General features: G+C 50.4%; 22 protein-coding genes. 6 read left to right on the top strand and 16 right to left on the bottom strand.

Going from position 1 to position 26,731, the window contains the following annotated elements; translation table 11 throughout:
• Positions 1-169 precede the first annotated feature (169 nt).
• On the bottom strand, positions 170-385 hold the full coding sequence (locus tag AB3R30_RS13005; RefSeq protein ID WP_458649620.1) for a hypothetical protein: 216 nt from the start codon (positions 383-385) through the stop codon (positions 170-172).
• A gap of 505 nt (positions 386-890) precedes the next feature.
• Positions 891-1,184, bottom strand: a complete 294-nt coding sequence (locus tag AB3R30_RS13000) for a hypothetical protein (protein WP_458649619.1) — start codon at positions 1,182-1,184, stop codon at positions 891-893.
• Positions 1,185-1,313: 129 nt separating this feature from the next.
• Between AB3R30_RS13000 and queA the strand changes: the two genes are divergently transcribed.
• A complete protein-coding gene (gene queA / locus AB3R30_RS12995) occupies positions 1,314-2,444 on the top strand; it encodes a tRNA preQ1(34) S-adenosylmethionine ribosyltransferase-isomerase QueA (protein WP_458649618.1) in 1,131 nt (376 codons plus the stop codon).
• Between the two features lie 122 nt (positions 2,445-2,566).
• Here the strand turns inward: queA and priA are convergent, their stop codons facing one another.
• The 4 genes from priA to AB3R30_RS12975 all read right to left on the bottom strand — a co-directional run bounded on the left by priA (position 2,567) and on the right by AB3R30_RS12975 (position 7,627).
• The gene (gene priA, locus AB3R30_RS12990) at positions 2,567-5,293 is read right to left on the bottom strand and encodes a primosomal protein N' (RefSeq protein ID WP_458649617.1); all 2,727 of its coding nucleotides are present in this window, start codon (positions 5,291-5,293) and stop codon (positions 2,567-2,569) included.
• Between the two features lie 120 nt (positions 5,294-5,413).
• Positions 5,414-5,980: a shikimate kinase gene (locus tag AB3R30_RS12985; protein WP_458649616.1), complete on the bottom strand. Its 567-nt coding sequence runs from the start codon at positions 5,978-5,980 to the stop codon at positions 5,414-5,416.
• Positions 5,981-6,064: 84 nt separating this feature from the next.
• Positions 6,065-6,895, bottom strand: coding sequence for a LapA family protein (locus tag AB3R30_RS12980; RefSeq protein ID WP_458649615.1), 831 nt, complete (start codon positions 6,893-6,895; stop codon positions 6,065-6,067).
• Between the two features lie 99 nt (positions 6,896-6,994).
• Positions 6,995-7,627 carry a hypothetical protein gene (locus AB3R30_RS12975; protein WP_458649614.1) on the bottom strand — a complete coding sequence of 211 codons (633 nt, stop codon included), beginning with the start codon at positions 7,625-7,627 and terminating at the stop codon, positions 6,995-6,997.
• A gap of 508 nt (positions 7,628-8,135) precedes the next feature.
• Here AB3R30_RS12975 and AB3R30_RS12970 point away from each other — a divergent pair.
• Together AB3R30_RS12970 and AB3R30_RS12965 are read left to right on the top strand one after the other, a co-directional pair.
• Positions 8,136-8,288, top strand: coding sequence for a hypothetical protein (locus AB3R30_RS12970; RefSeq protein WP_458649613.1), 153 nt, complete (start codon positions 8,136-8,138; stop codon positions 8,286-8,288).
• Between the two features lie 33 nt (positions 8,289-8,321).
• Entirely contained in the window at positions 8,322-10,139 is a 1,818-nt protein-coding gene (locus AB3R30_RS12965; protein ID WP_458649612.1) for an ABC transporter ATP-binding protein, read from the top strand.
• 69 nt (positions 10,140-10,208) lie between these two features.
• On the opposite strand, the gene AB3R30_RS12960 is transcribed toward AB3R30_RS12965, so the two are convergent.
• The 9 genes from AB3R30_RS12960 to AB3R30_RS12920 all read right to left on the bottom strand — a co-directional run bounded on the left by AB3R30_RS12960 (position 10,209) and on the right by AB3R30_RS12920 (position 20,021).
• Positions 10,209-10,655 carry a hypothetical protein gene (locus tag AB3R30_RS12960; RefSeq protein ID WP_458649611.1) on the bottom strand — a complete coding sequence of 149 codons (447 nt, stop codon included), beginning with the start codon at positions 10,653-10,655 and terminating at the stop codon, positions 10,209-10,211.
• A complete protein-coding gene (locus AB3R30_RS12955) occupies positions 10,630-11,847 on the bottom strand; it encodes an urease accessory protein UreH domain-containing protein (protein ID WP_458649610.1) in 1,218 nt (405 codons plus the stop codon). The genes AB3R30_RS12960 and AB3R30_RS12955 overlap by 26 nt, the downstream gene beginning before the upstream one ends.
• Positions 11,848-12,118: 271 nt before the next feature.
• A complete protein-coding gene (gene ftsY, locus AB3R30_RS12950) occupies positions 12,119-13,720 on the bottom strand; it encodes a signal recognition particle-docking protein FtsY (RefSeq protein WP_458649609.1) in 1,602 nt (533 codons plus the stop codon).
• A gap of 45 nt (positions 13,721-13,765) precedes the next feature.
• Positions 13,766-14,404 (bottom strand): transcription antitermination factor NusB, encoded by a 639-nt coding sequence (nusB, locus tag AB3R30_RS12945; protein WP_458649608.1) that lies wholly within the window; start codon positions 14,402-14,404, stop codon positions 13,766-13,768.
• Between the two features lie 84 nt (positions 14,405-14,488).
• A complete protein-coding gene (locus AB3R30_RS12940) occupies positions 14,489-15,229 on the bottom strand; it encodes a DUF502 domain-containing protein (protein WP_458649607.1) in 741 nt (246 codons plus the stop codon).
• A gap of 254 nt (positions 15,230-15,483) precedes the next feature.
• The gene (locus AB3R30_RS12935; RefSeq protein ID WP_458649606.1) at positions 15,484-15,819 is read right to left on the bottom strand and encodes a VOC family protein; all 336 of its coding nucleotides are present in this window, start codon (positions 15,817-15,819) and stop codon (positions 15,484-15,486) included.
• On the bottom strand, positions 15,812-16,078 hold the full coding sequence (locus tag AB3R30_RS12930; protein ID WP_458649605.1) for a hypothetical protein: 267 nt from the start codon (positions 16,076-16,078) through the stop codon (positions 15,812-15,814). Before AB3R30_RS12930 ends, AB3R30_RS12935 begins: the two co-directional genes overlap by 8 nt.
• A 170-nt stretch (positions 16,079-16,248) precedes the next feature.
• Complete coding sequence (locus AB3R30_RS12925; protein WP_458649604.1) at positions 16,249-19,401, bottom strand: efflux RND transporter permease subunit; 3,153 nt, start codon at positions 19,399-19,401, stop codon at positions 16,249-16,251.
• A gap of 2 nt (positions 19,402-19,403) precedes the next feature.
• The gene (locus AB3R30_RS12920; protein WP_458649603.1) at positions 19,404-20,021 is read right to left on the bottom strand and encodes a hypothetical protein; all 618 of its coding nucleotides are present in this window, start codon (positions 20,019-20,021) and stop codon (positions 19,404-19,406) included.
• Positions 20,022-20,251: 230 nt separating this feature from the next.
• Here AB3R30_RS12920 and AB3R30_RS12915 point away from each other — a divergent pair, with 230 nt between their 5' ends.
• From AB3R30_RS12915 to AB3R30_RS12905, 3 genes are all read left to right on the top strand, one after another.
• Complete coding sequence (locus tag AB3R30_RS12915) at positions 20,252-20,479, top strand: hypothetical protein (protein ID WP_458649602.1); 228 nt, start codon at positions 20,252-20,254, stop codon at positions 20,477-20,479.
• A gap of 32 nt (positions 20,480-20,511) precedes the next feature.
• Positions 20,512-20,649, top strand: coding sequence for a hypothetical protein (locus tag AB3R30_RS12910; RefSeq protein ID WP_458649601.1), 138 nt, complete (start codon positions 20,512-20,514; stop codon positions 20,647-20,649).
• A gap of 299 nt (positions 20,650-20,948) precedes the next feature.
• Complete coding sequence (locus AB3R30_RS12905; protein WP_458649600.1) at positions 20,949-26,405, top strand: choice-of-anchor I family protein; 5,457 nt, start codon at positions 20,949-20,951, stop codon at positions 26,403-26,405.
• A gap of 81 nt (positions 26,406-26,486) precedes the next feature.
• Here the strand turns inward: AB3R30_RS12905 and AB3R30_RS12900 are convergent, their stop codons facing one another.
• Positions 26,487-26,660, bottom strand: coding sequence for a hypothetical protein (locus AB3R30_RS12900; protein ID WP_458649599.1), 174 nt, complete (start codon positions 26,658-26,660; stop codon positions 26,487-26,489).
• Positions 26,661-26,731: the final 71 nt, after the last annotated feature.

Below are 26,731 nucleotides of genomic sequence, written 5' to 3'. Positions count from 1 at the left end.
AGCGGCGATCGATCAAACGTATTCTGGAAAACAGTGGCTAAACTAGTGTGAATTACCTAGATTCTAATTTTTTCTAAACAAGAATGGGTTCACTTTTGTGAACCCATTGATAAGTTTTTTTTAATAAAGTAGTTGTATGACAGTGAAAACTCGCTTCCCGATAAAAAATTTATTCTAAATTGCCCTGCGACCATAATTTGATCAACTGCTCAACCATTGCCCGTTTATTAGGACTCATCTCTGAACAGAGAGTTTCTTTCAACTGAGCGACGGTTGCTGCCGATCTCTCAACGGTGACACTACGCTTGGATTGCCGAGAAAAACTTGGTTTAACGGAATTGTGATGGGAAGTGAGCGAGTGCAGTTGAAGATGTGGCTGGAACATTACTATATCCTAAAGCTAGTTTAACTTGGGAAAAGAAATACTCAATTTTTCAAGACTAATTGAGCAGTGTCTGGAGCTAAAACGGACTTTGTGCAGTATATCAACTGTCCGTTATAAATAGTCAATGCCTAAAGACCTAAAGCGAATAATTAGCTTTGAAAGGCTGACGTTGCTAATCTGTCAGGTTTTTATCTTGACAAGTTTGCTACAGCATGAACCTAACATTCCTGGGTAGCCATGTCTCTCAGAAAATCGAATCTTTAAAGTTGCTTTTTGAGTGCTTTGCTTTAAAGGACTCAGTTTTTAAGATTATGTGAAGCTAGACGCGATCGCCTCACCCGTTCAGGGAAAATAAATCGTTCATCTGGTTCATTCTGCCTGTCAGCTATTTCTATTTTAACCACTGCTTTTGAAATGAAACGGTTTAGGCACCTGTAGCGCCGAAGTTAAGGCGCGGATTGCCAGCGATCGTCTTTCACATCCACTGTCAGCCTATGTTCCCCAATTAGGGATTTGCGCGTCCTTGTAGATAATCTGCAACCAAATTCCTTAAATCCACAATGCCAGCCGTCAAGCTAGCAATATCTTGTCGATTGAGTGCGATCTGCTGAGCATTGGCTTGTTGCTGATCAGTAACTTGATTCAACTGATCAGCAACTTGATTCAACTGATCAGCGGTTTGATCAAGCTTATGGCTGACGGTGTTGAGGGTTGTACGAATTTCTGCCATTTCTACATCGTGGCGAGAAATGATGGTGTGGTGAGCGGTCGTGATTTGCGTCAGTTCATCTGTATTCATAGAAAGCAATGGCGATCGCGGGAGGTAGGTCTGATTTTAGCGCTTGCAAGATGAGGATTCATTCTTTTACAAGTTTTACAAATATGAAGAATAGGAAATAATAGGAAAGCCAAGATTGGAAAGACCCTTGTGAACCGCGATCGCTTGCTTGCCGCTTATGACTATATCCTTCCCACGGAACGCATTGCCCAAACTCCCGCTACACCTAGGGATCACGCTCGACTGCTGATAGTCAAAGCAAATTCGCAGCAAGCCCATGGAATTTTTCGGGACTTACCCAACTGGTTGCGATCGGGCGATCTTTTAGTCTTAAACAATACTCGCGTTTTACCTGCACGACTCCATGGCTACAAAGCAAGTGGGCTGCCCGTTGAAGTGTTGCTCCTAGAACCTCAATTAGAAAATGAAAAACCGACTAACGATGATTTTTCTCACCGCTGGCTAGCGCTGGTAAAACCAGGGCGACGCTTAAAGCCAGGAACGCAAATTTGGTTTGGGCAGTCTCCAGAGCAGTCCTTAAACAAGCCTGATTCTAGTTTGGAGACTCTTAAGGTTTCGGCAACCGTTTTGGCGACCGATCGCGCTACGAGTGGACGAATTTTGCAGTTTCACCTGCCGCCGGATCAATCCTTGCGAGATTGGTTAGAAACCTACGGGCAGATGCCTTTACCGCCTTACATTACCAACTCTGACAGCGACCCAGCCCAATACCAAACCGTCTACGCCGATCGCCTAGGAGCCGTTGCCGCCCCCACCGCAGGGCTACATTTCACCCCCGAACTGCTGCAAACCCTTCAGGAACAAGGGATTCAGCAAGCATTTGTAACGCTCCATGTGGGGGTGGGCACCTTTCGCCCCGTGGAAGCGGAAGACATCATCACTCACCAAATGCATTCAGAATGGGCAGAGGTGCCATTAGCAACCGTGGAACTGATTCGCCAAACCCAGGCAACAGGCGGACGAATCATTGCTGTGGGCACTACGGCGGTGCGAGCCTTAGAAGGAGCCGCCCAAATGGGAAAAGTAGAGCCGTTCCAAGGTAAAACGAATCTATTTATTTATCCAGGGTATGAATGGCGGGTAGTAGATGGATTAATTACCAATTTTCATCTGCCCAAATCTAGCTTGCTGATGCTGGTGAGTGGATTGATCGGGCGATCGCGACTGCTGGATCTATACGAACAGGCGATCGCGGCGGAATATCGGTTCTATTCCTTCGGCGATGCCATGCTGATTTTGCCAGAAGCGAGAATTAGGTGAGAGGTGTTGGGGGTTGGGGTTAAAGATTGCAGAAAGTTTTGAGTTTTGAGTTTTGAATTCGCCCTCACTCCTTCGGAGACGCTACGCGAACGCCATTCGCCATTCGCCCCTGCCTCCTCTTCCTAGCCAATATTTAGCGGATCAATATCGATCGCAAAGCTGACCGAACTAGGGCAAAGATCCCGCAGACTAGAGAGAAACGAGGCAGAGATCGCCACGGTTGCCGGAACTTTGAGCAAAATTTGCCAGCGATACCGACGAGCAACGCGCTCGATCGCAGCCGCCGCTGGTCCCAATCGTTCAACGCCCTGTTCTTGCAAAGGCTGTAGTGCTGCTGCCACTTGTGCCGCTGTGGTTTGGACAACGCCGGGACTCAGCCCGCTGAATTTAAGCAAAATTAGGCGACCGTAAGGCGGATAATTCAGCAGTTTTCGCTGCTCAAGTTCGGTTTGGACAAAGGGTTCATACTGCTGCTGCTGCTGCACGGCGGCGATCACTGGATGATCGGGAGAATAGGTTTGCAAAATGACTCGCCCTGGGCGATCGCCCCGTCCACAGCGCCCCGCCACCTGAGTTAACACCTGAAAAGTGCGTTCACTAGCGCGATAGTCGGATAGATGCAGCAACCCATCGGCTGCCACAATGCCCACCAGCGTTACTTGAGGTAGATCAATTCCCTTGGTTAACATCTGAGTGCCTACCAGCAAATCAGCGTCCCCTTGGGCAAACCGGGTGAGCAGCGATCGATGGGCACCTTTGGTTCGAGTGGTGTCACTGTCAAATCGCAGGACTCGCAGCGTAGGAAATTCTTGCTCTAAGGCTTGAGTTACCCGCTGAGTGCCGCTGCCAAAATGTTTAAAGTACGAGGATTGACACTCTGGGCAAACCTCTGGATGAGCCTGAGTGTAATTGCAGTAGTGGCAGCGCAAAACAGGACGCGCCTCAGCGTGAATCTGGTGATAGGCAAGGGAGACATCACAATGGGGACACATCACCACATAGCCACAGCTTCGGCAGGATACAAAGGTGCTGTGCCCTCGCCGTTGAATAAACAAAATTCCCTGTTCACCAGACTCATGTAAATGATTGAGCGCGGCTTGCAAAGATTGGCTAAAGATCGAGCGATTGCCCCGTCCTAGTTCTTGCCGCATATCTACCACTTCGATCGCGGGCATTGGACGAGCCTGCACACGAGCCGGCAACGAAAGATAGACAGGCGAATTCCGAATTCCGAATTCCGAATTCTGTTCGCGTAGCGTCTCGGTAGGAGATATGGCGAATGGTTCTTGATTCGCCATTCTCTTATTTGCCATTCCTTGATTCGCCATTCGGTATTCGTCATTCGCCATTCCTTGATTCGACACTTCTTGATGGGCGACCCAGGTTTCCAAGGAAGGAGTGGCTGATCCTAGGATTAGGGGACACTGTTCTAGCTCAGCGCGCCACTGGGCAACGGTACGAGCGTGATAGCAGGGGGAAGGTTGATCTTGCTTAAAGCTACTGTCGTGTTCTTCGTCCAAAATAATTAAGCCCAAGTTGGCAAGGGGCGCAAAAATAGCCGAGCGAGTGCCAATCACCACTTGGGCAGTGCCCGTAAGCAGTTGTCGCCATGTGTCGTAGCGTTCTCCATCCGACAGCGCACTGTGATAGACGCAAACCCGATCGCCAAATCGAGCGCGAAAGCGATCAGTCAACTGGGGCGTTAAGCCAATTTCAGGCACCAAAACGATCGCCGATTTCCCTTCGTCCAACAGCGGCGCGATCGCCTGAAGATAGACCTCAGTTTTGCCCGATCCCGTGACCCCATGCAGCAGCACCGAAGTATAGCCAGCCAAGGGTTGAATGGCAGCCAGCGCGATCGCCTGATCCTTAGTAAGCGCTTTGGGAGTATCGGTTACAGTCGTTTCGCTCGACTCCGATCGCAGCACTTCTCGCGGCTGAATGATTAGGTATCCTTTTTGGGCGATCGCCTTCAGCGTCGTTGAACTGGTTTGGCACAGTGCCAATAAATCGGTGAGCCACAGTTCTCCCCCCTGGCGCTGCAACACTCGCAGCACTTCCTGTTGCCGAGGACTGAGCAACGCCACATCGGCTTGATTAATCAGTGTCACAGCCTGTCGCTGTTTGGGGCGAATGGGGGTTGGCGGTTGCAGATAGCTTTCAACCCAACCCAATTTGAGCAATTCTTGCAGCCCCCGATATGCATTGGGCACTTGCCGCTGTAAATATTGCCAGCTATAGTCACCCGTTTTACTCGACTGAAGCAGGGTCAGAATTTGCTGAGCAACAGTCGAAATAGTACAAGGCATCCCGTCTAAGGGTGGCTTCTGTTCCCTGTTCCCTGTTCCCTGTTCCCTGCCCCCTGTCCCCTGTTCCCTGTTCCCTGTTCCCTGCTCCTGACTCAGCTTAATTCGACGCTGCGATCGCCCCAACAATCCCGTTGGCAATGCCATCCGAATGACCTGCATCAAGGGCGTACAGTAATATTCAGCGACGCGCAGCAAAATTTCCCAGTAAGCAGGCGGGAAAAAGCCCCGTGCAATTACCCCATCAATCTCCCGTAGCTGAGCCAAGTTTGTGCCATCGGGTAAGGCAGTTAAGCATCGCACCACCACCCCGCCGATCTGCTGCGCCCCAAACGGCACACTCAAAATATCGCCTGGTTGTACCATTAATCCAACAGGTAGCCCATAGGTGAAAACTCCCTGCACACCCGGACAATCGACCAGCACTTCTACCCAAAGCCCAGTTTGTCCAGTTTGCTCATAACAATCAGTACCGCTAACGATTGGCAATTCCGAGACTGGCAGTTCGGAGGATGGTGAGGGGTGCAGGCGACTTTGGGGCATTCACCCTCCAACTAAAATAGATACTCTATAGACAGAATACACGGTAGCGGATGAATATGAATCCGTAGGGCGGGTTTCTTTTTCTCTTAAGGGGGGTTACTTCAGGGGCAGCACCCTATTTCAATTTCCATACTCTGGTGTATCTGCCGGTTTCAGCCGTTGCTGAATCTGTTCTATCACCCTAGCAGTCAGTTGAGTTAAAGATTCATTTGGCACGTATGATACCTGGACATCGGCTTGGGCATAAAGCGATCGCCGCTGATCCATCAGTGTTTGCAGACGAGTGCTGAGATTGGGGGAGTGTTCTGAAGGTTGCAATAACGGGCGCTGTTGATCTCCTTGCAGGCGACGATGTAACTCTGCCAACGGCACATCTAGCCACACGATAATGCCATGCCGGAGATAGCTCCAGTTTTGCTGGCTTAGCACAATCCCGCCGCCCGTGGCGATCGCCAGCCGCGTATAGGCAGATAACTCCGCTAGCACTTGAGTTTCCAGCGATCGAAACTCTGATTCGCCAGCCGCAAACAGATCCGGAATTGACTGCTGTGCTACCTGCTCAATCACGCTATCTGTATCAAAAAATCGGTAGCCCAACTCTTGAGCTAAGCACTTGCCCACAGTGGTTTTCCCTGCCCCCATCATGCCAATTAGGTAGAGATTCGTGCCCTTTAAAAAATCGCCCATGGTTTCAAGATCACCTTTTTACCAGAATACCGATTTACCAGAATACGACAGCCAGAATACCGACTAGAAGGACAGTATTGCAATTTAACGCTGCGATCGCCGCTCATCCCCTTCCTCCTCATCCTCAAACCAACTATCGGCATTGCTAGCCTGACTTAGAGGCGGGGCAGGCTCATCCTCTAGCGATCGATAGGGCGGCACCAAGACCCGAAAATCCGCATCGACAACCTGCTCCGGTTTTCCACTATCCGATTTGCCGCTGCTTGACTTATTGCTGCTCGATTTACCGCTATCGGCTGGCTCCGGTTCACGATAGCTATAGGAATAAGCAGATCCTGAGCGAGATCCTTGTTTTGGCTGCTGCGGTTGCTCAAACCGATCGCGCGCCGGAGGAGGCGTAGCAGAGGAAGGGGTAGCGCGATCTCGAGGGGGTTCTTCCCAATCATCACTCATTCCCTGCTCCCAATCATCTAGATCGGTATCTTGAGCCGATTGTGGGTTCGTTCGTTTGCTTTCTGACGCAGACGATGACTCGTAACCCCGCCAATCCTGCCAAACGGCATCACCTTCTGCCTCGGCTGGTTTCGCTTCACGGGCTGCTGCTGTTGCCGCCGTCCGATTTTTCTCAGCAGGTGTTTTTACAAAAGACTCTGAACCAGAATTACGTCGCGTCGATGACCGAACTTTAGCGCGAACTCCTTGCCCGGTTAAAAAATTGGATAGTCCTACCAAAAAGGTGATCGCAAGGGTAGTCAATGCTCCTGCCGCGATCGCGCCCAAGATCCACCAAGACAGCGGTAATGCCAAAGTTGGGCTGCCTAAAAATACCAACGGCAATACCGGAGTCAGATTTTGCAGCGTGAACAGAGTCATTACTCCCGCGATCACCAATAGCAAGATCAAACGAAATAGCATGGTTTAACACCACAGCAACGAGCCTCCAGCTTAACTCACAACGCCTAACTAAGGGATTACGCCAAGGTGTTTAAAGCTGCGACTTCCAACAAGAGAGGCTTATCGATTTTGCCGAAGTTTTAGCCCCAATCCTAGAAACGAGATCGCTAAAGCACTCCCTGCTATCTCAGATGGCTCTGGTATGCTTACGCAATTTTCAGAACAAGGCGGTGGGGTAGGGGGAGATTGTGGAAATTGCAGCTTCAACTTATAAGATACTGAGCCAACTAACCCTTGCTGAGTCAACGGATCTGGATAAACTCCAAACCCCATATAAAAGCTCTCGCCCAGAATCGAGAAGCTAATATCTAAAGTGGGCGGAGTGACAATGAAACTTAAGCCTGCAAGCGCATTGTCGTCAAAGTAAACCGCTGGGAAGCCAAATTCATAATCGACATCTTGCTTCTCTGAATAAATCTTGCCCAGAAAATTGAATAGAACGGATAGTTTGTTCTGCTTAACTGTGGCACAAGTAAAGGTGGGGCTATCTTGACAGGGTTGCAACGGGTTGGATGCACCATAGCTGAAGTCGCCTTGATAAGTACCCTGGTAATTACCTTGAGGAACATCAACAGTCATTTCGTAGGTTAATGTGGCTGCATTAGCAGAGTCAGAGGTCAGATGCCAAAGGGGGATTGCGCTTGCTGCGATCGCGCCCATAGCTTTCAAAACTTTAACGCCGGGTTCTAACATAAACGCCTCACAGTAGATTGACTTGAGAGAGGAAAGTTAAGAACTGGATAAACACCTGAATCAGTCTTTGATGAATCCAAAATTTGTCATCCGGTTTTGGGTTTTGGTTCCAAGACCCAGAAGCATTCCTATTTTCAGAAAAGCCCTGTTATGTCTCTATTTCAAACGGGTCAATGAGACTGAATTTCAATACCGTAGACGGCTACTTCTCGCAGCTTGTTTCTAGGGCTGTCTAGCTATTCATTTTTTTCAATTCATGATGTAGAGTAACGAACCCTCAGCAGACACCCAGTAGTCTTACTGAGACTTTATTAAGACTTCATAAAACTTTCACTTTTGAACACAGAAAATTCAGAATTTTCTATCTTTCCTAAAATTCAAAAGCGTGAATTCCCGAAATTTTACGATTCCCACTGTATTTGTATTACAATACTACTTCTGTAGTGCGACGAGCTTGTTACTGTAGTGCGATGCGCTTGTTAAGCCGACTTTAAGGTTGCCAAGGACTTTGAAAGTAATTTTGTCTGTTCATGGAGTAACTCCTATCAATCCAGTAACTCAATCGGCGCTTCTGCGGGGCTTGATGGGAAATACGGTGCGATTGATTAGGCGGCGACAAGCTTGGCGATGCGAAGTCGGCAATCTTAAGCGGGAAAACTGACTGAATGGAGTCAGGGTTTGTTAGAGAGGGGTTATGGCAAAGTTTCGAGATGTCATTTTTTATTACCGCAACTATTGGCTGATTTCGCTTTTCAGCGTTGTGGCAATCAGCCTGTTTGAAATTATTGATCTGTTTGTGCCCTATGCGATCGGGCAAATTTTGAATGTGTTGTCTAGCCAACCGCTCGATCGCCCTGTGCAAAAAATCGTGGCGATCGCGGCAAATCTGACAGGGCAACCTCAGAATAAATCGTTGTCTTTAATCATGTTATTGCTGATGATTGGCATCGTCTCTGTGGGACGCGCACCCATTCAGCCTTGGCTCGGTGCTTGGTTTAATTGGAGTATTGCATTTCGGGCGCGGCGAGATTATGCCCGCAAGTCTTTAGAGAAAGTTTTGACGCTGCCCCTGGAATTTTATGACGAAAACAATCCAGGACGAATTGCCTCGCGGGTAGCAAAGGGCTTAGCCAATCACACATGGACTTATCCAGAAATCACCGGGCAGTTGATCCCCAAGTTATTCCGTGTGGTGGGTATTTTCGTTGTAATTTGGTTGATCGACTGGAAAATTGCGTTGCTGCTGCTCGTTTCTTTTGTGGGAATTATGAGCTTCAGTGCGTTGGGCTTAAAAGATCTGGCAGATCAAGAGGAAAAGCTGGATAAATATATGGAGGATACGGAAAGTCGCACTTCGGAGATTATTACGAACATTAAGACCGTGAAGGCATTTGCCACAGAGTCGGAGGAGCTAAAGCGGCAGCAGCAGCGAATCGATCGCGAATTTAAAGTGTTGAATTATCGAATTCACAAAGGCTATGTCATTTTGGGCACCTACGAACGCACTATCGTTCAAACCTGTGTTTTTTTGGTGCTGGCGTTGACCTTATGGGCAGCCGTTCAAAATCAGATTTCGATCGGGCATTTTATTACCGTTTTGACGGTTTCAGGCATGGCATATGCCGAGGTGGAACCCCTGAGCCAACTAGCAGAAGTATTTGCTCGTCGCTATGCTTCCATGATTCGGTTTCATGAGTTTATGCAACTTCCGGCAGGAAAAGATGCGGGTAATTTAGTGATCGATCCGCTATCTGCGCCAACGTATGACTTTACGGGCAAGGTGGAATTTTCTCATCTGACGTTTAGCTATGTGCCGGGTCGTCCGGTGCTGCAAGATATTAACCTGCGGGTGGAACCCTGCCAAACGGTGGCATTGGTGGGGCGATCGGGGTCAGGTAAATCCACGTTGGTGAAACTGCTGTTCCGCTATTTTGAGCCAGAAAGCGGTGCTATTTTGATGGATGGGGAAGATGTGCGGCGACTGGATATTACGGCATATCGTCAGCGGTTGGCGATCGTCCATCAAGAAGTAGACATTTTCAACGGCACGTTGCTAGATAACCTCACCTATGGCAATCCTCATGCAACAGTGGAGCAGGTGAAGGACGCTTGCCGGATTGCTCAAGCGGATGAGTTTATTCGTCAAATGCCCAGAGGCTACGCAACTACGGTTGGGGAGCGGGGGGTGCGCTTGTCGGGTGGGCAGCGGCAGCGGGTGGGGATTGCCCGTGCGTTGATTATGAACCCGGATGTGCTGGTGTTTGATGAGGCGACTTCTAGTTTGGATTATGAGTCGGAGCGATCGATTCAATTGGCAATGCGATCGCTGCTGGGCACCCGAACGCTGATCATCATTGCTCACCGCCTTAGCACGGTGCGGGAAGCTGACAAAATCGTGGTGTTGGAACACGGACGGATTGTAGAAGTGGGTAGCCATGATCAACTGCTGCACCATGGCGGCATGTACCAACGATTGCACTCGCTGCAAGAAACGGGGGAATTGTTAGCGTAATCGCCATTCGCCATTCGCCATTCGTCACTCGCCATTTGTCACTCGCCATTTGTATCTCGTCACTCGTCTCTAACCGCCAACAGTGACCCTATAAGACAAACTAAACGGCTGAAAGTTAGCTCCTGGTTTTGCGGTTCCGCTCAGTTTCAATTCATAGATGCCTGCTTTGGGAAAGGTGATAGTTGTTGCCGGAACCCCTTTATATCGTTCAATGTTGAACTTGCTCAACGTGGGTTTGATGAGTGGAGCATTTCTCGCTTTGCGAGGAACCGGGTAAACGGCAAGTTGACAATTGCACTGAGCCAAGGGGATTACTTGCCCACCGCGACGGGTCAAAGCAAACCAGGCTGTGGAGGGTTTTCCGGCAGTGGGATTATGGTTCGGTTCAATATGAAAAGTTGCCGCAACATCTCTCGCTGCTGAAGTTTTTATTTCATGTGCCAAAACAGGTGCAACCAGCAGCAGAGAAATTAGTAATATCCCCACATCTTTACTTCGATTTAAGAATCGGTGCATAAAATCGCTCCAATGATAAAAGTGACCAGATCCAACGTTGGCGAATTAATAGCACCAATAGCGTTAAGCCAGCCAGCAAAAACGCTGATCCAGTTTGCGCTCCAGATACCTCCAAAGCACCAAAATAGCGATCGCCGAGCCACAGGGTATGCCCCACTGCCAAAATCAGGGCTGGAATGGTGAGCAGATGAATCCACCGCCAGTAGCGTTTTAATAAACTTGCAGCGCGATCGCAGCTTGTGAGTGCGGCAGGAGTCATTAAAACCAGCGCGATCATCCCTGCCCACAACGCGGTTTGTTGTTCTGGCAGCATGAACGAAACGGCATCAAAGTTCCAGTTGAGAGTGTGCTGAATCATGTGCAAACTATGGGCAACAGCAAGCGCAAATGCGCCCACACCCAGAGCGCGGCGATATTTGAGCGGGGCTGCCCAAAGCCGACTAATGGGACGGGCAACCAGTGCCAGCATTAAGAGCGCTAAGGCTCCATGCCCGGTGTAGTCTTCCATCTGCCCGGTGCGGAGCAAGATCAGCAGCCCGATCGCGATTGTCACCCAGCCGCCCATGCGAAACAGTTGACTGCGGCGATCGGCACTCAGCAACGACGCAGATACGCCAATTCCCAGCATGGAAGGCAGCGTTCCGAGTCCAAATGCCAGCATGGTGACCATCCCCTGCCATAGGCTGCCCGTTTCTGCGGCTTTAATTTGGGCAGTGTATAGAAAACCGCAGGGCACCAGTCCCCAAGTTAGCCCTAATAACAGCGGAGTCCACCGCTGGGCGTGAAGCGACTTGCTCATTCCGGCGCTTAAGGTTTGATGGAATTTTGCTTGAAAGGGATGCAGCAACGGAATTTTAGGCAGTAGACCGGGTTGAACTTGAACCAATCCCATCCAAATCAGCAAAACGCCTGTAAAAATTGCAAGTCCTCGCCGCAAGTCGCTTTCAATTCCGGCAAGCTGTCCGCCTGCGATCAGCACTGACCCCAGCGCTCCAATTCCAGCGCCGATCGCGGCGTAGCTGAAAATTCGACCCAGATTCAGGAGTCCATGAAAGTAGAGCGATTGTTGCCAGGTTGGAGCAGCAGAGTTTTTTTGTGAGAGTGAAAATGCGATCGTCAACGGACCGCACATTCCAACGCAGTGACCAAAACTGCCAAGAAACCCCAAAATCATCATCAACAGCAGATCCACTGAATCTCCTACCTCATAACAGTTTAAATAGAGGCTGCGACAGATCTTAGGTTGAGACCATGACTGAGTAAAGCTTCTACAATTTAAAACTCAAAACTCAAAACTCAAAACTCAAAACGGTATTAATTGCCTGCTTCAGCAATCAGAAAAAGTGTTAAGAACACTTCAACATACAAGAACACTTCAACATACGGGGTGTGATCCGGGTTGTCAAAAGACAGGGGGTCAAACTAGACGTAATGAGTGTGCGTTTCGTAAAACTCATTACACCCTACCCGTTCAACAAAGCTTCAACGAATTCGTAGCTGGAAAAGGGGCGCAGGTCTTCGATGCCTTCGCCTGCACCGATAAAGCGAATGGGTAAGCCAAGTTGCTGGACGATCGCCAGAGCAATGCCGCCTTTTGCGGTGCCGTCTAACTTGGTCAGAACTACGCCGCTCAGCTTTGCCGCTTCTGAAAAGACTTCTGCTTGACGCAAGCCGTTTTGTCCCAAGGTGGCATCTAGCACGAGCAGGGATTCCACGGTAGCATCGGGCGCTTTTTTGTCGATAATTCGGCGCACTTTGCTGAGTTCATCCATCAGATTTTTTTTGTTTTGTAGCCGTCCTGCCGTGTCGATCAGGAGTAGATCGCTGCCTCGTGATTGAGCGGCGGTGATAGCATCAAAAACCACAGCAGCCGGATCGGTATTTTTGCCGGGATTGGCGATCACTTCTACGCCACTGCGAGAACCCCACACTTTGACTTGCTCCACTGCCGCAGCCCGGAAGGTATCGGCAGCACCAATGAGGCATTTGTAGCCCGATTTTTGGGCGATGTGTGCCAGTTTGCCGATGGTGGTGGTTTTGCCAGCCCCGTTTACCCCGGTCATGAGCCAGATGTTGAGGGTGTCGGGTTTGGGTGCAAAGGTGGCGCTGACGGTGTTCTCTAGGGGGCGATCAAGCATGTCGCGCAGAATTTCTTTGAGATAAGTAATTGCAGCATCAGGGGGCAGAACCTCGGCTTTTAAGCGCTGTTGCAGGGCGGCAATAATGGCATCGGTGGCGGCAACGCCGACATCTGCTTGCAGCAACGCCGACTCGATTTCAATGACAGCATCTTGAGTCAGCGGACCTTGCCCCACGATCGCCCGCAGTTGGTTAATCAGTCCGCGTCGGGTTTTGTCTAACCCTTGCCGTAGTTTGTTCAGCCAAGTGATTTCTTCTAGGGAAATATCATCAGCGCTGCGACCCTGAGAAGCGAGAACTTCGGCAGACCAGAGAAAGCCTTCGTCGAGAGTGAGGTCGGGGAGGGGAGTAGAGGGGAGGGTGGGGAGAGGAGTGGGGGGAACGGATGGGGTCGGTTCGGGGACGGGAATTGCGGTTTCCCGGAGTTTTTCGAGTCGGGCTTGGCGATCGGCTTCGGCGGCTGCCCAGAACGGTAAGGGAGTGGCGGGTTCAGGCTCAGTTTCAGGTTCAGCGATCGCAGATTCGACGGGTTCAGGCTCAGTTTCAGGTTCAGCGATCGCAGATTCGACGGGTTCAGGCTCAGAAATTTCAGGTTCAGCGATCGCAACTTCGACAGGTTCAGGCGCAGCTTCAGCGATCGCATCGACGGGTTCAGGGCGATCGCTGTCCGGTTGAACTATTTCAGGAGAACCAACTTCTTCAATCTCAACAGGTTCGGCGATCTCAGCTTCCGTAGTTTCCGTTGCTGCTTGTGCGGCTTCTTGCTGGCGTTTGCGAATGTTTTCGTAGGCAATTTTTGCCCACTTCAGCTGGTCATCGGGTGGGGCAACAGCCTCAGCATCCGGCTGAGCGGGTTCAACTTCCGCCGGAGCAGCGGGTTTAGGTTCCTCATTATCGTGGCGGCGGCGAAACCAATCAAATGTCATTGCCCTTCCCTTAAACGTGTTGCAACCGAAACAATGGATCGAACTTTACCCATTTTGTGGAGATTTGCTTTCTGTCCTAACGCGATCGACAACGCGACGTAGCACACCGTTAATGAATCGATGTCCATCTTCACTGCTGTAGCGTTTTGCCAGTTCGATGGCTTCATTAATGGCAATTCTCTGAGGAACTGCCAAATATCCAATTTCAGCCACTGCGATCTTGAGAATATCGCGATCAATAGTTGCCAGTCTCCCTAACTGCCAATCGACCAGCGCATCCGTCAGCATTTGGTCAATTTCTTGGCGATTGGCTTTGACCGTTTGGATGATTTCCAGTGCATAGGCACGAACATCATGCTGATTGGCAAGCTGAACCATTTCGGGCAGTTCGATCGCAGCCCCTAAGCGGTTAATGGCAGTTTGAGTCAGCGTTAGAGCCTCAGTCACCATGGCATGGGCGCTAGCCACATCTGCCGCACGAGTTTCACTATTCAGCAGTCGCGTATTGCTTTGCTGCAACTCGGCTGAGGCGGTTTCTAATGCATCTTGCACTTCAGAAGTTAGGGTACGCACGGCTGCTACCACCACATTTTGTAAAGGCTGCGCTTCTAGATTTTCCTGAGTGGCAGGCAACTGGCTAATACTTAACAGGGCTAATTCCCGCGCAATTCTACGAGCTTGCATGATGGCATCCCAAAAAAAAGACTGGCTTCAGTTTTGAATCCCAGCCCAGTCATCTTAACAAGGTTTAGCAGATGTTTGATCGGTTCAGTCTTCCTCAAGGGCGATCGCCTGTCGATTCGGTTCCATCAAGGCATCTAAAGGACGACGGCTAGAGGGCGGCAATGAATTGGGGAGTGCCATCTCTGGACTCACAATTCCGCCAGAAATAATCACCTTAAAGGCATCTTCAATCGGGATAGACAGATCAATCACTTCACTTTCTGGGACGATCGCATACCAGCCCGTGGCGGGATTCGGAGTCGTGGGGATAAAAACACTCAACATCGATCGGGGAAAATGAGATTGCACTTCGCCGCTAATCACCCCCGTCACAAAGCCCAACGACCAAATGCCGGGACGCGGATATTCCACCAACACCACCCGGCGAAATCGGTTACCGGAATCTTTTAGCAGAGTTTCTAGCAATTGTTTCAGTGTTTTGTAGACGGCTCCTGCTAGCGGAATTGCCTGCACCATTTGCTCTCCCATGTCGAGCAGCCAACGTCCGGCAATATTGCGTGCCATCAAGCCAATCAACAAAATACAAAATAGGGGAACTGCCAGCCCTAACAGTAAATTTAATACATTGATTAGCGAAGGATTCAGTCCATCAAATGGATTAACCTGACTAGGAATGCGCGTCAAAAAATCAATCACCCAGCTTGCGATCGCAAAAGTTAACCAAATCGTGGTTGCTAGCGGAATAATCACCAGCAACCCGGCAATCAGGTCATTCTTCAAATCCTGCTTTAAGCGTTGAAGCGCAGGGAGCCTACTCTCTTTCATGAATGCATGAACCCGGTGTGTGATCGTTCATTTTGCCTAGGAAGCTAGGGGCTACGGAATGCGGAATATGAAATAGTCCATGTATTTTCTCCACAGATACCAGTACCCCACGCATTTAGCTTAAGATGCAAGGCGCAAGCTTTTAACTTTAATGCCATCTAACTTTACAGTTTAAGACTTGTAAACACTAATGGTGAAGAAATATTGCGTTGTCTCAGCTTGATGGAACCAAAGTTATTGGATCTGCGTTAACTCTATTCGATGTCCATCTGGTCTGCCACGACGGCACGCCATCCCCAAGGTGAATTAGCAGGCGATGAAAGGATTAAAGCACCACACTTTTTGAGTTCACAGACAACGGCATCTACAGAAGTCACCTGAAATCCTAGCCGAGTTGCTATTGTTGGCACACTTCCAGAAGTGTATGGATAAATCTCAAAAGTGACACAACCCGCTTCACTAGCAAAATGCTCTACACCAGTGCCATGTCGATGTTTGATCAAAGACAGACCGATCTGTTGATAGAAGGCAGCAGATTGGTCAATGTTAGCCGAGCGGATGACAACCAGATTCAGTTGGGTTTCACTCATAACTCCCATCGATTTCTGGGCAGAATTCACCAAGGTGCAAGACTCGGATCATTTCTGCGCCAGGATGTTTGAACAGCACATAAAGCTCACTATTGGGCATTCTTAAGTTTTCAGGAATGAGACGGGTCTGGATTGATTCTGTTCCCACTATTCCATGCCCAGGAAATAGGGTAATGGTAATTTCATCCCCTCGCAGACAGCCTAAAACTCGCGCTGGAACCCGCACGTAAAAGGACGAATTGTCTTCTCCATTACGCATTTCGAGATTTTATCACTAGAAACCTTACGGCTTAAGACTTGTAAGGGGCATATCAGCAATTTTTGCAGCCGTCAATCCAGAGAAGTTAAAAGCAATAGAACAAAGGTGAGATCGCCTCCGTTCACCCAATCGCGCCTCTGCTTCATCTTTAAAAAACTACAACTTTGAGCTTACTGGGGTTGTGAAGTCGTGTTCATTGAAAAATCGATATCAATGGCATCATCATCTTTTTGTCTAGGAACCAGCCACTTGCCAAATTTGGCGTAAATGGCAGGAATGACTAACAACGTCAACGCGGTTGAGGTGAATAATCCTCCTAAGACCACGATCGCCAGCGGTTGCAAAATTTCATTTCCGGCTCCACCAGAGATCGCCAACGGCAGCATCCCCAGGGCAGAAGTCAACGCTGTCATCAAAATGGCATTCACCCGTTCAAGTGACCCTTTCGTAATCACATCTTTCAGGTGCATTCCCTGAGCAAACTTGTTGTTGTAGTTATCTACCAGTAACAAGCCATTCCGAGTCGCAACTCCAAACAAAGTGATAAAGCCAATCAAGGACGCGATCGACATTACACCACCTGTTAAGAGGATCGAAACAATGCCACCCACTAACGCCAGTGGTAAGTTGATCATGATGGAGATCGTCGCAGGTAGCGACTTTACGGAGAAGAACATCAGCACGGCAATGGCGATCGCTGCCAGGATGCTAAAAATTAGCAGGTTATTCGAGGCATTTTGCTCTGCCTCAAATTGCCCACCATATTGAATGAAGTAGCCATTGGGCAACTGCACCTTTTGCCGGATCTGTGCTTGAATATCACCTACCACGCTGCCGAGATCACGCCCTGCGACGTTGGTTGAAACCACGATTAGACGCGAGACATCTTCGCGATTGACGACATTGGCTCCCATGCCGTAATCCACTTTGGCGACGGTGCCGAGGGTTACGATTTGTCCCGTAGGCGTAGAAATGGGAACTGCCCGAATCGCATCTAAATTGTTACGCGCTGATTCTGGTAATGAAACCGCAATATCAATCAACTGCTGATTTTCTGCTACCTGCGACACGACTCGACCATTGAGAGCAGTTTCTACAACGTCTGACAACTGCGCCATACTCAATCCGTAGGTTGCCGCGACAGCGCGATCGTATTGAATTTGCACCTGGCGAATCGGCAATTGTGGTTCAAGCTGCAAATCGACCACTCCGGCGATCGGTTCAATCACATCGCGCACCTGTTCCCCAATGCGTCGTAGTTCGGCTAAATCAGGACCAAAGATTTTCACCGCGATCGCACTTCTTACGCCAGACAGCACCTCATCCATCCGGTGTGAGATAAACCCGCCGATATTCGGGGCAACACCGGGCAACTTCAGGAATGCCTCGCGCAGTTGTTTGATGCTGGCTTCTCGGTCTTTCATGGCTGCATCGCTCAGTTCCACATCCACATGCGCCATGTTCACCCCGGCTCCATCCGCATCACCGGGAGTACGTCCAGCGCGCACCTGCACCCACTCATACAGCGGATTATCCTTAAGCGAATTGGCAAGGGCGATGCCTGCCCGATTGGTCATATCCAGGGAAACACCCGGAAATAAGATCATCGAGTTAATCATCGATTTTTCCTGAAATTCCGGCAGAAAGACTCGCCCCAGTGAGGGCACAATCGCACAAGTCGCAACGAGGGCAGCGAGTGATAATCCCAAAATGATTTGGGGCGATCGCATTGAGAGGTTAAGCAACGGACGATACAGCCGTTCTGCCCAGCGGGAAATAAACGTGCCTTCCTGCGGCAAGGTTTGGTTCGCCAGCAAAATCGCACAGAGGGCAGGTGAAAGGGTCATGGCAACCAGGGTTGAAGCCGCGATAGAGAGCAAATAGGCAACCCCCATCGGCGCAAAAATTCGCCCTTCCACGCCCGTCAAACTGAAGATCGGGGCAAACACCACAACAATAATCACTGTCGAGAAAATCACCGCTAGCCGCACTTCCACCGAGGTGTCATACACCACTTGGAAGGGGTGCTTGGGGTTGCCCTGTGCTTGATTAGTGCGGAGTCCGCGATAGCAGTTTTCCATATCCACGATCGAATCATCGACGACCGAGCCAATGGCAACCACTAACCCGCCCAGCGTCATGGTATTGATGCCCAAGCCAAAGGCTTTCATCAACATTAACCCAATCAACAACGATAATGGAATCGCGCTCAGGGTAATCACCGCCGTCCGCCAATTCATCAAAAACAGCAGCATAATCACCGAAACAATCAGGATGCCTTCAAGTAAGGATTTACCAACATTCCCCACCGCCGAGTCGATAAAGTTTGATTGCCGGAAGGTTTGTGCTACCTGCACATCCGCTGGAAAAGTTGGCTGCAACGATCGCATCACCGCTTCCACGGCTTTGGTGACGGTTGGTGTATCCACATCGGGCTGTTTATTCACCATCATCACGACCGCAGGCTGCCCGTTAAAGCTACCATCCCCGCGTTTCAATGCGGCTCCAGTTGTGACTTCTGCCACATCTTTGAGCAAGATGGGTTTACCGTCTTGGACTTTAACAACGGACGCTTGCAAATCCTCAATGGATTGCACCTGTCCCATGCCGCGCACCAAGAGTTCTTGACCACCCCCAATCAAAAAACCACCCGGAGCATTTGAGTTTGCGCCTCTAGCTGCATCGGTGACTTCCGTGAGGGAAACATTGCGCGATCGCAGTTTTGCTGGATCAACCAACACCTGTTCTTGCCGTTCATCGCCGCCGTAAATGGTGACATCCGTGACTCCGGGCACCGACAAAATTTGGCTGCTCAGGGTGCTATCCACTAAGCGGCGCAAATCCATCAGGTCGGTTTGCCCCTGCCCCTTGATCGTAAAGGCATACATCAAAATGGTGCCCAATGGCGATGCCAGGGGGGAAATTTCAGGAGGATGTACCCCTTCCGGCAGTTGATTCGTCACCTGTTGCAGCCGTTCCGTCACCGATTGCCGCGCTCGGTAAATGTCGGCATCTTGGTCAAACACCACCTGCACCATCGACAGCCCCACCTTGGAAGACGATCGCACCGTCGTGACTCCCGGTAAGCCGTTCACTGCACTTTCGATCGGCACCGTAATTTGCGATTCGACTTCTTCAGGGGCAAGTCCAGTCGCCTCAGTATGAATATCCACTTGGGGCGGGGCGAATTCGGGAAACACATCCAGCGGCATTTGGGTGACACTAAACACCCCCCATACCGTAATCAAAATTGCACAAATGACAATGAACCACCGCTGCGCGATCGAGTTTTTGAGCGTTTGATTCAGAAGAGAGTTGAACATAATTATCGACCATCCCTATCAGAGAAAGCACTCTTTTTCTTACGGGTGCTGGCAACAGCGATCGCTCCAACCAAAACGGCTACACCCCCAACAGCGGCGATCGCTCCCATCGGCAACCCACCTTGTTGGGTCTGAGTCGGAGCGGTTTCACTTTGGGGAGAGGCAACCGGCTTGGGAGAGGCAGCCACAGGATTGGGAGAAGCCGTGGCAGTTTGAGATTTGCGTGATTCTGCAAACAGCGACAAACTGCCCTGAGTCACAAGCTTTTCCCCAACCGCTAACCCTTCTGTAACTTCTAGCAACTCGCCCTTCGTCGCCCCTGTTTTGACCGGAACTGGCTCATAAAAATTCTCATATTGCACAAACACGAGCTGCCTGCCATCGGCATCCACTAAGGCGGTCACGGGAATCATCACAGTAGCGCTTCCATCCGTAGCAGAGGCGATCGGCGTAACCACAATCCCCAACATTTGATCGGTTTCAGGATTTACCTTGACCCGCTGCACACCCCCTTCTGCCTGAAACTCATCCCCATGCCCAACATGGGCAAGCCCAACCGTAGGTGTACTAATTGCTAAACCAACTGCAAATATGGAACTAATGAGTGGAAAACGTTTCATGTTACCTCCTCACAACGACGTGAGTTGAGCAAAAATCTTCTCTAGTCTGCCAAAGGGGGGATGAAATTCAGGTGAAATTGAAGCAGTTTCGATAAAATCAAACTCGTGGTTAATTTTTGGACAATGCGAGTTCTGCTGGTAGAAGATGAAGTGGATCTAGAACTGGCGATTAAGCAAGTTTTAGTCGGCGAAAAATATGTCGTGGATTGGGTGCTAGATGGCGCTCAAGCATGGGATTGTCTGGAATTTCAACCGATACCCTGCTCAATCTGCTGGAAGTCAAAGCTTCTAATGAACCCGAAATTACTGAAGAAGAAATCAAAGTCCTGATTCGAGGAGCAGAATCAGGGATGTTTGAGGAAGCCGAACACGAAATGGTGGAGCGAGTTTTTCGACTGGGCGATCGCCCGATTAGAGCGATCATGTCTCCTCGGATTACATTGACTGGCTCGATCTAGATTCTTCTGTAGAGGAAAACTTACAGGAAGTGATGGCAAGTAACCACGCTCGCTTTTCCATTAGTCGGGGTAGCCTGGATAACTGTGTTGGCGCGATCCGGGGCAGTCACTTGTTGAGGGCGCAGCTATCGGGTCAACCCGTTGATCTGGAAGCAGATGAACAACGATGATGAACATTGCTGCTTCTTGGGTGTGAGCGTCAATCCCGAGGGATTTTGCTGGAAAAATCTTCAGTTTTCGATCTGGACGTGGTTTAGATGGGGCGATCGCAACATTTAATTGCAGTTTACTAATTGCAGTTCACACAATCTTCAAGAATATGAAGTAGACGTAATGTTTAAGTAGAAATACGGGTATTTAAGAGTGGGTTAGTCGTTTCTTAACGTTGGTGTGGGATGAGTAAAACGTTCAGGCTTTAGGTCTAGAGCAAATTTGTTCAAAGCAACTACACACCACCAAACCGCAACCAATGGTCTCTCAAATTGAAACCCTCTCTAGCTCCAATCCAGGGGCAGGTAATCCTTCTACCTTTACAAATGCACTTCGAGATGACGATACTATCACCGTAATTCCGTCTGCCAACGGGGGGGTTCTCCGCCCGATCTCCACCTTTGCAGGCGCAGGAGCCGAAATTTCAGCCTATGATCCTGCAACAAAGCGCCTGTTTGTGTCGGGGGGACGCACCACCCTACAAGTGCTGGATCTGAGCAATCCCAGCAATCCAACCCTGGTGCAAACGCTGGATGTGTCGGCGTTTGGGGCTGGAACCACAAGTGTTGCAATCAGTAATGGATTGGTGGCGATCGCGATCGAAGCCAACGTGAAAACCAATCCTGGCACAGTCGCTTTTTTCAAAACAGATGGCACGTTTCAATCCGCGGTGACGGTGGGCGCACTGCCCGATATGCTGATCTTCACGCCCGACAGCACGAAAGTATTGGTCGCAAATGAAGGCGAACCCAACAGCTACAATCAACCGGATTCTGTTGATCCCGTCGGGTCAGTCAGCATTATTGACTTGAGCCATGGCGTTGCCAACGCAACCGTGCAGACAGCCGGGTTTGAAGGCTTTAATGGTCTGAAGGCTGATCTGCAAGCGAAAGATGTGCGAATCACGGGACCCAATGCCACGGTTGCTCAAGACTTGGAGCCGGAATACATCACCATTTCAGCCGATGGAAAAACTGCCTGGGTGACGCTTCAGGAGAATAACGCGCTTGCCGTAGTGGATATTGCCACCGCGAAAGTCACCAACATTTTGCCGCTGGGCTTGAAGGATCACAGCAAAGGATTGCCTGCGCTCACCAACTATGAGTTTACGGATTTACCGGTGCTGGGAACGACGGCAACCGTCAATCCTAACAATCCGAGTCAAACGGTAGCAGGTCAGGACATTCGGTTGGGTGGTTTTTCTGGATTGGCATTTGAAGGCGTTGCAGCAAATGGCAATCTCAAATTCATTACTCACACCGATCGCGGTCCCAATGGGGAGCCAACTAGGTCTGAACGTCCGTTTGCACTGCCCAACTTTCAGCCGCAACTGGTGCGGTTTGAACTGAATCGGACTTCGGGCGAAATCGCGATTATCGAGCAGATTGGCTTGACCCGTCCCGATGGCACATCCCTAACGGGCTTACCGAACGTGCAAAGTGGTACGGCAGGAACCGCCTTTAACGACGAAGTAGGAGTCGATTTGTTTGGCAATCGGTTAGCCAATGATCCGTTGGGTAGCGATCTTGAAGGGATTGCGATCGCCCCCGATGGCAGTTTCTGGATGGTGGATGAGTATCGTCCTGGCATTTATCACTTCGACCCCCAAGGGCGGTTAATCGATCGCTTCATTCCCCAGGGTTCCCCCACGGCAACGGGCGAGTTTGGCACTCCAGCATTGCCAGAAGTGTATGCCCAGCGTCGTACTAATCGCGGCTTTGAAGCGATCGCTTTGGAAGGCAACAAACTCTATGCCTTTATTCAAAGCGCGATCGACAATCCCGATACGACGGGCGATACAACCTCTCGCAATTCTCGCAACCTCAGAATCTTAGAGTTCGATATTTCCACCAACACGGTTACAGGGGAATACCTCTATATTCTTGACAGCATCAGCGGGGCTGGCAACGCGAGAACCGACAAGATTGGCGACGCGGTTTCCCTCGGCAATGGCAAGTTCTTGGTGATTGAGCGGGACGATCGCGATAGTACCCAGGCAAACAAGCTACTTTACGAAATCGATCTCTTAGGAGCAACCAACATCAACGGCATCGCTGGCGTGGGTGGCAAGACGATCGAACAGTTGACGGTTGCAGAATTAAGTACAGCCAATTTGCGTCCCGTGGATAAGCGGCTAGTGACGAATGCTGCCGCGCTTGGCTATACAGATGTAGAGAAAATCGAAGGACTCGCCAAAATTGATGCCAATACCTTCGCAGTCATTAACGATAACGACTTCGGCGTGGGTGGCAGTGCTGCCAGCGGCGGGGTTCTATCGCCTGCTTCAGTTGATCCAACGATCAAGCTGGGCATTCTTGAGTTCAATCAAAGCAACGGACTGGATGCTAGCGATCGCGACTCTGCCATCAACATTCGCAACCAGCCCATCTTCGGCATCTATCAACCCGACGCGATCAGTAGCTTTACGGTTAATGGGAAAACCTACTTAGTCACCGCCAACGAAGGTGATACGCGAGACTATACCGGATTTGCCGATGAAGCGCGCTTAGGCAGCAGCAGCTATAAACTGAATCCAGCGGTATTTCCGAACGCAGCCGAACTAAAGCAAAACGCCAACCTGGGTCGCCTCGTTGTTTCCACTGCTTCCGGTGACACCAATGGCGATGGTTTATTCGAGCGGATTGAAGTGTTTGGCGGGCGATCGTTCTCAATTCGAGATGCTGCGGGCAATCTGGTCTACGACAGTGGCGACCAGTTTGAGCGGCTCACTGCCGCCGCCCTCCCTGCCAACTTCAACTCAAACCATGAAGCCAATAACTTCGACGATCGCAGCGACAACAAAGGTCCAGAACCAGAAGGGCTGACTGTGGCAACGGTGAACGATCGCACCTATGTCTTCGTTGGCTTAGAGCGGATCGGGGGTGTCATGGTCTATGAAGTCACAAATCCGCGTCAACCTGTGTTCGTCGAGTACATCAACCCGCGAGATTTCAGCGTTGATCCCACCTCCGGCGAAACCGATGCTGGACCCGAAGGCTTGACCTTTATTGATGCCAGAACCAGTCCAAATGGCAAGCCGCTGCTCGTGGTGACAAATGAGATCAGCAACACGGTTTCAATCTTCGAGTTCAATCCACCCACCCGGATCAGCGATATTCAAGGAACCGCTCATCGATCGCCCCTAGAAGGACAAACCGTCAGCAACGTCTCTGGCATCGTGACGGCAATCCGCAACAACGGATTCTATGTTCAAGACCCCACCCCCGATAGCAATCCTGCCACCTCAGAAGCCGTCTTTGTCTTCACCAATAGCCGCCCAACGGTGAACGTCGGAGATGCAGTATTGGTAAATGGCACTGTCGGCGAGTTTCGTCCTGGCGGCGCAACGAGCACAAACTTAACCACGACTCAAATTGGTGGAGCCGGAAATCCAACTGCCACCTTCCGCGTGGTTTCCAGCGGCAATCCACTCCCAGAGGCAACCATCATTGGTGCAGGTGGACGGATTCCACCCAATCAAGTGATCAGTAGCGGTGTCGTGGGTGGCAGCGTCGAAAATCCTGGTTCTGTCTTTAATCCAACCGTGAACGGCATCGACTTCTACGAAGGACTGGAAGGAATGCGAGTCCAGGTCAACAATGCGATCGCTGTCAGCCCGACCAATAACTTTGGTGAAATCGCAGTGTTGGCAGACAACGGCGCAGATGCAAGTCCTCGCACTGCACGCGGCGGTATCTACATCCAGCCGAACGATTTCAACCCGGAACGGATCATCATTGATGATGCCATCGTCAGCAATCCACCCCAGGTGAATGTGGGCGATCGCTTCTCGGCTCCGGTCACGGGGGTTCTCGACTACAGCTTTGGCAACTTCAAACTGCTCAACACCGAAGCCTTGCCCAGTGTGATTTCGGGCGGTCTGACCAGAGAAACAACTGAATTGACAGGGGATGTCAATCAACTCACAGTTGGCACATTCAACGTGGAAAACCTCAGTCCTGCCAGCGGTGCAGCCCGGTTTGCGGCACTTGCCGATCGCGTCGTCAACAATCTCAAAACTCCTGACGTTCTGACGATTGAGGAAATCCAGGACAATAGCGGTCCAGCGAACGACGGCGTTGTGGATGCTAACCTGACCTACCAGCGATTGATTGACGCTATCGCGGCGGCAGGTGGACCCCGTTACGAGTACCGCCAAATCAATCCTGTAAACAATCAGGATGGCGGACAACCCGGCGGCAACATTCGCGTCGGCTTCCTGTTCAATCCCGATCGCGTGACGTTTGTCGATCGTCCCGGTGGCGGTTCTCTGGTTGATACCACTGTCGTTAATGGTGCATTTGGCGTAGAACTCTCTACCAGCCCCGGACGAATTGACCCCACCGACCCCGCATTCGACAGTTCGCGCAAACCGCTGGTGGGTGAATTTCTGTTCAACGGTGGCAACCAGGTATTCGTGATTGCCAACCACTTCAACTCGAAAGGGGGCGACCAGCCGCTGTTCGGGCAATTCCAGCCACCCACCCTTACCACCGAAGCGCAGCGACTCCAGCAGGCGCAAATCGTGCGTGGGTTTGTCGATGAGATCCTCCATCTCGATGCCAATGCCAACGTGGTCGTGGCGGGTGACTTAAACGACTTCCAATTCTCGCGCCCCTTGCAGGTGTTAACCCGCGATCAGGCATTGGTCAATCTGTTTGATCTGTTGCCTGCCAACGAGCAATACACCTACATTTTCGATGGCAACTCCCAGGTGTTGGATCACATTCTGGTTAGCCACAGTTTGTTCAATGCCACGGCTGAATTCGATGTGGTTCACATTAACTCCGAATTTGCTGACCAAATTAGCGACCACGAGCCGCTGGTATCTCGGTTTACGCTTCTGCCCAACGGAGCCAGAGGTCAGCGCAGCTTTGAGGTGGATCTGGGCGAACAACTGACCATCACCCATTTTGGTGGAGTGGGACGTGGCGTAAACCCGACGGCTCAAACGGTGGCAGAAGCCGATAGCTTGAAGTTCACGGGTGCTGATTTGGTCGCTCGAAACCTGTTGCTGACTCAAGTTGGCAGTGATTTAGAACTCACCTTTGCAGGCGCTGAAAACACGAAAGTGACCCTCAAAGATTTTCAGCTTGATAATCTGGATAATCTACAGCGGCGCACGGGGGCAGCGATCGACATTGGCAACATCCTGTTCGATGGTCAAATCGCCATTCAGGACAGCTTCGATGTGTTTGATGCAAACGCAACCCTCAATCGTATCTTCAACCGCAACTCCGTCACCTTCCTAAACGATCTAGACAACGATGTCACTGGGTTTAACAACTCCCATGATGTGATCAACGGACAGGGCGGAAACGATACGATTTATGGCTTGGGTGGCAATGATCTGCTGCGCGGCGGAGCCGGAGACGATCGCTTGTTCGGTGGCGCTGGCAACGACATCTTGTATGGGGGTGAGGGCAATGATTACCTCAACGGCGGTTTAGGCGATGACCTTCTGTATGGAGGGGCTGGACGCGATACCTTCGTGATCAGTCGTCGTTCTGGAACCGACACGATCGCGGATTTTGAAGTCGGCATGGATCTCATCGCTCTACCTAGCGGCTTGCGCTTTAACCAACTGACGATCGCGCCCACTTCAGGAATAGCGAGCGATACCTTGGTCAGTCTAACTCGCACGGGGGATGCCTTAGCCATCCTCACGGGTGTTCAGGCAGACACCATTACCCGCTCTAGCTTTATCGCAGTCTAGTCAGCAGCGGTAACAATCGATGAGACGGATGATAGAGTCTTTGCCATCATCCGTCTCATTCATGAAAACGTAAAGTTTTTGTCAGCTAAACCCAAATCGGATTTGAATGGGTTCTCTTCGGGGCTGTAACGACATTTGAACGGCTTCAACTAGGGGCATAGATGCTGCACCGTTTAGACCCGTGATATCACTAGGATGATGAGAGATCGATAGATTAACTGCACAGATTAAGCCGTTGGTTTCATTAACAACCATTATTCATGCCAGTCACTACAGTCCTCGTGAAATAATGAAATTTGTCACAAAGTTGAGGCTTACCAGGGATG

It is taken from the genome of Sivoneniella epilithica UHCC 1019 (genome assembly GCF_040830845.1).
Lineage (GTDB): Bacteria > Cyanobacteriota > Cyanobacteriia > Leptolyngbyales > Leptolyngbyaceae > ULC077BIN1.
Note: the sequence above shows the minus strand (reverse complement) of the source record. Positions and strands in the feature narration are given on the sequence as shown.

Excerpts from the sequence above, each read along its gene's own strand:
- AB3R30_RS13000 (WP_458649619.1), bottom strand. The coding sequence starts at position 1,184 with ATGAATACAGATGAACTGACGCAAATCACGACCGCTCACCACACCATC.
- AB3R30_RS12960 (WP_458649611.1), bottom strand. The coding sequence starts at position 10,655 with ATGCACCGATTCTTAAATCGAAGTAAAGATGTGGGGATATTACTAATT.
- AB3R30_RS12940 (WP_458649607.1), bottom strand. The coding sequence starts at position 15,229 with ATGAAAGAGAGTAGGCTCCCTGCGCTTCAACGCTTAAAGCAGGATTTG.
- ftsY (WP_458649609.1), bottom strand. The coding sequence starts at position 13,720 with ATGACATTTGATTGGTTTCGCCGCCGCCACGATAATGAGGAACCTAAA.
- AB3R30_RS12910 (WP_458649601.1), top strand. The coding sequence starts at position 20,512 with ATGGCAAGTAACCACGCTCGCTTTTCCATTAGTCGGGGTAGCCTGGAT.
- AB3R30_RS12925 (WP_458649604.1), bottom strand. The coding sequence starts at position 19,401 with ATGTTCAACTCTCTTCTGAATCAAACGCTCAAAAACTCGATCGCGCAG.
- AB3R30_RS12975 (WP_458649614.1), bottom strand. The coding sequence starts at position 7,627 with ATGTTAGAACCCGGCGTTAAAGTTTTGAAAGCTATGGGCGCGATCGCA.
- nusB (WP_458649608.1), bottom strand. The coding sequence starts at position 14,404 with ATGCAAGCTCGTAGAATTGCGCGGGAATTAGCCCTGTTAAGTATTAGC.
- AB3R30_RS12980 (WP_458649615.1), bottom strand. The coding sequence starts at position 6,895 with ATGCTATTTCGTTTGATCTTGCTATTGGTGATCGCGGGAGTAATGACT.
- AB3R30_RS12905 (WP_458649600.1), top strand. The coding sequence starts at position 20,949 with ATGGTCTCTCAAATTGAAACCCTCTCTAGCTCCAATCCAGGGGCAGGT.
- AB3R30_RS12965 (WP_458649612.1), top strand. The coding sequence starts at position 8,322 with ATGGCAAAGTTTCGAGATGTCATTTTTTATTACCGCAACTATTGGCTG.
- AB3R30_RS12920 (WP_458649603.1), bottom strand. The coding sequence starts at position 20,021 with ATGAAACGTTTTCCACTCATTAGTTCCATATTTGCAGTTGGTTTAGCA.
- AB3R30_RS12935 (WP_458649606.1), bottom strand. The coding sequence starts at position 15,819 with ATGAGTGAAACCCAACTGAATCTGGTTGTCATCCGCTCGGCTAACATT.
- AB3R30_RS13005 (WP_458649620.1), bottom strand. The coding sequence starts at position 385 with ATGTTCCAGCCACATCTTCAACTGCACTCGCTCACTTCCCATCACAAT.
- AB3R30_RS12985 (WP_458649616.1), bottom strand. The coding sequence starts at position 5,980 with ATGGGCGATTTTTTAAAGGGCACGAATCTCTACCTAATTGGCATGATG.
- AB3R30_RS12930 (WP_458649605.1), bottom strand. The coding sequence starts at position 16,078 with ATGCGTAATGGAGAAGACAATTCGTCCTTTTACGTGCGGGTTCCAGCG.
- AB3R30_RS12900 (WP_458649599.1), bottom strand. The coding sequence starts at position 26,660 with ATGGTTGTTAATGAAACCAACGGCTTAATCTGTGCAGTTAATCTATCG.
- priA (WP_458649617.1), bottom strand. The coding sequence starts at position 5,293 with ATGCCCCAAAGTCGCCTGCACCCCTCACCATCCTCCGAACTGCCAGTC.
- AB3R30_RS12915 (WP_458649602.1), top strand. The coding sequence starts at position 20,252 with ATGGGATTGTCTGGAATTTCAACCGATACCCTGCTCAATCTGCTGGAA.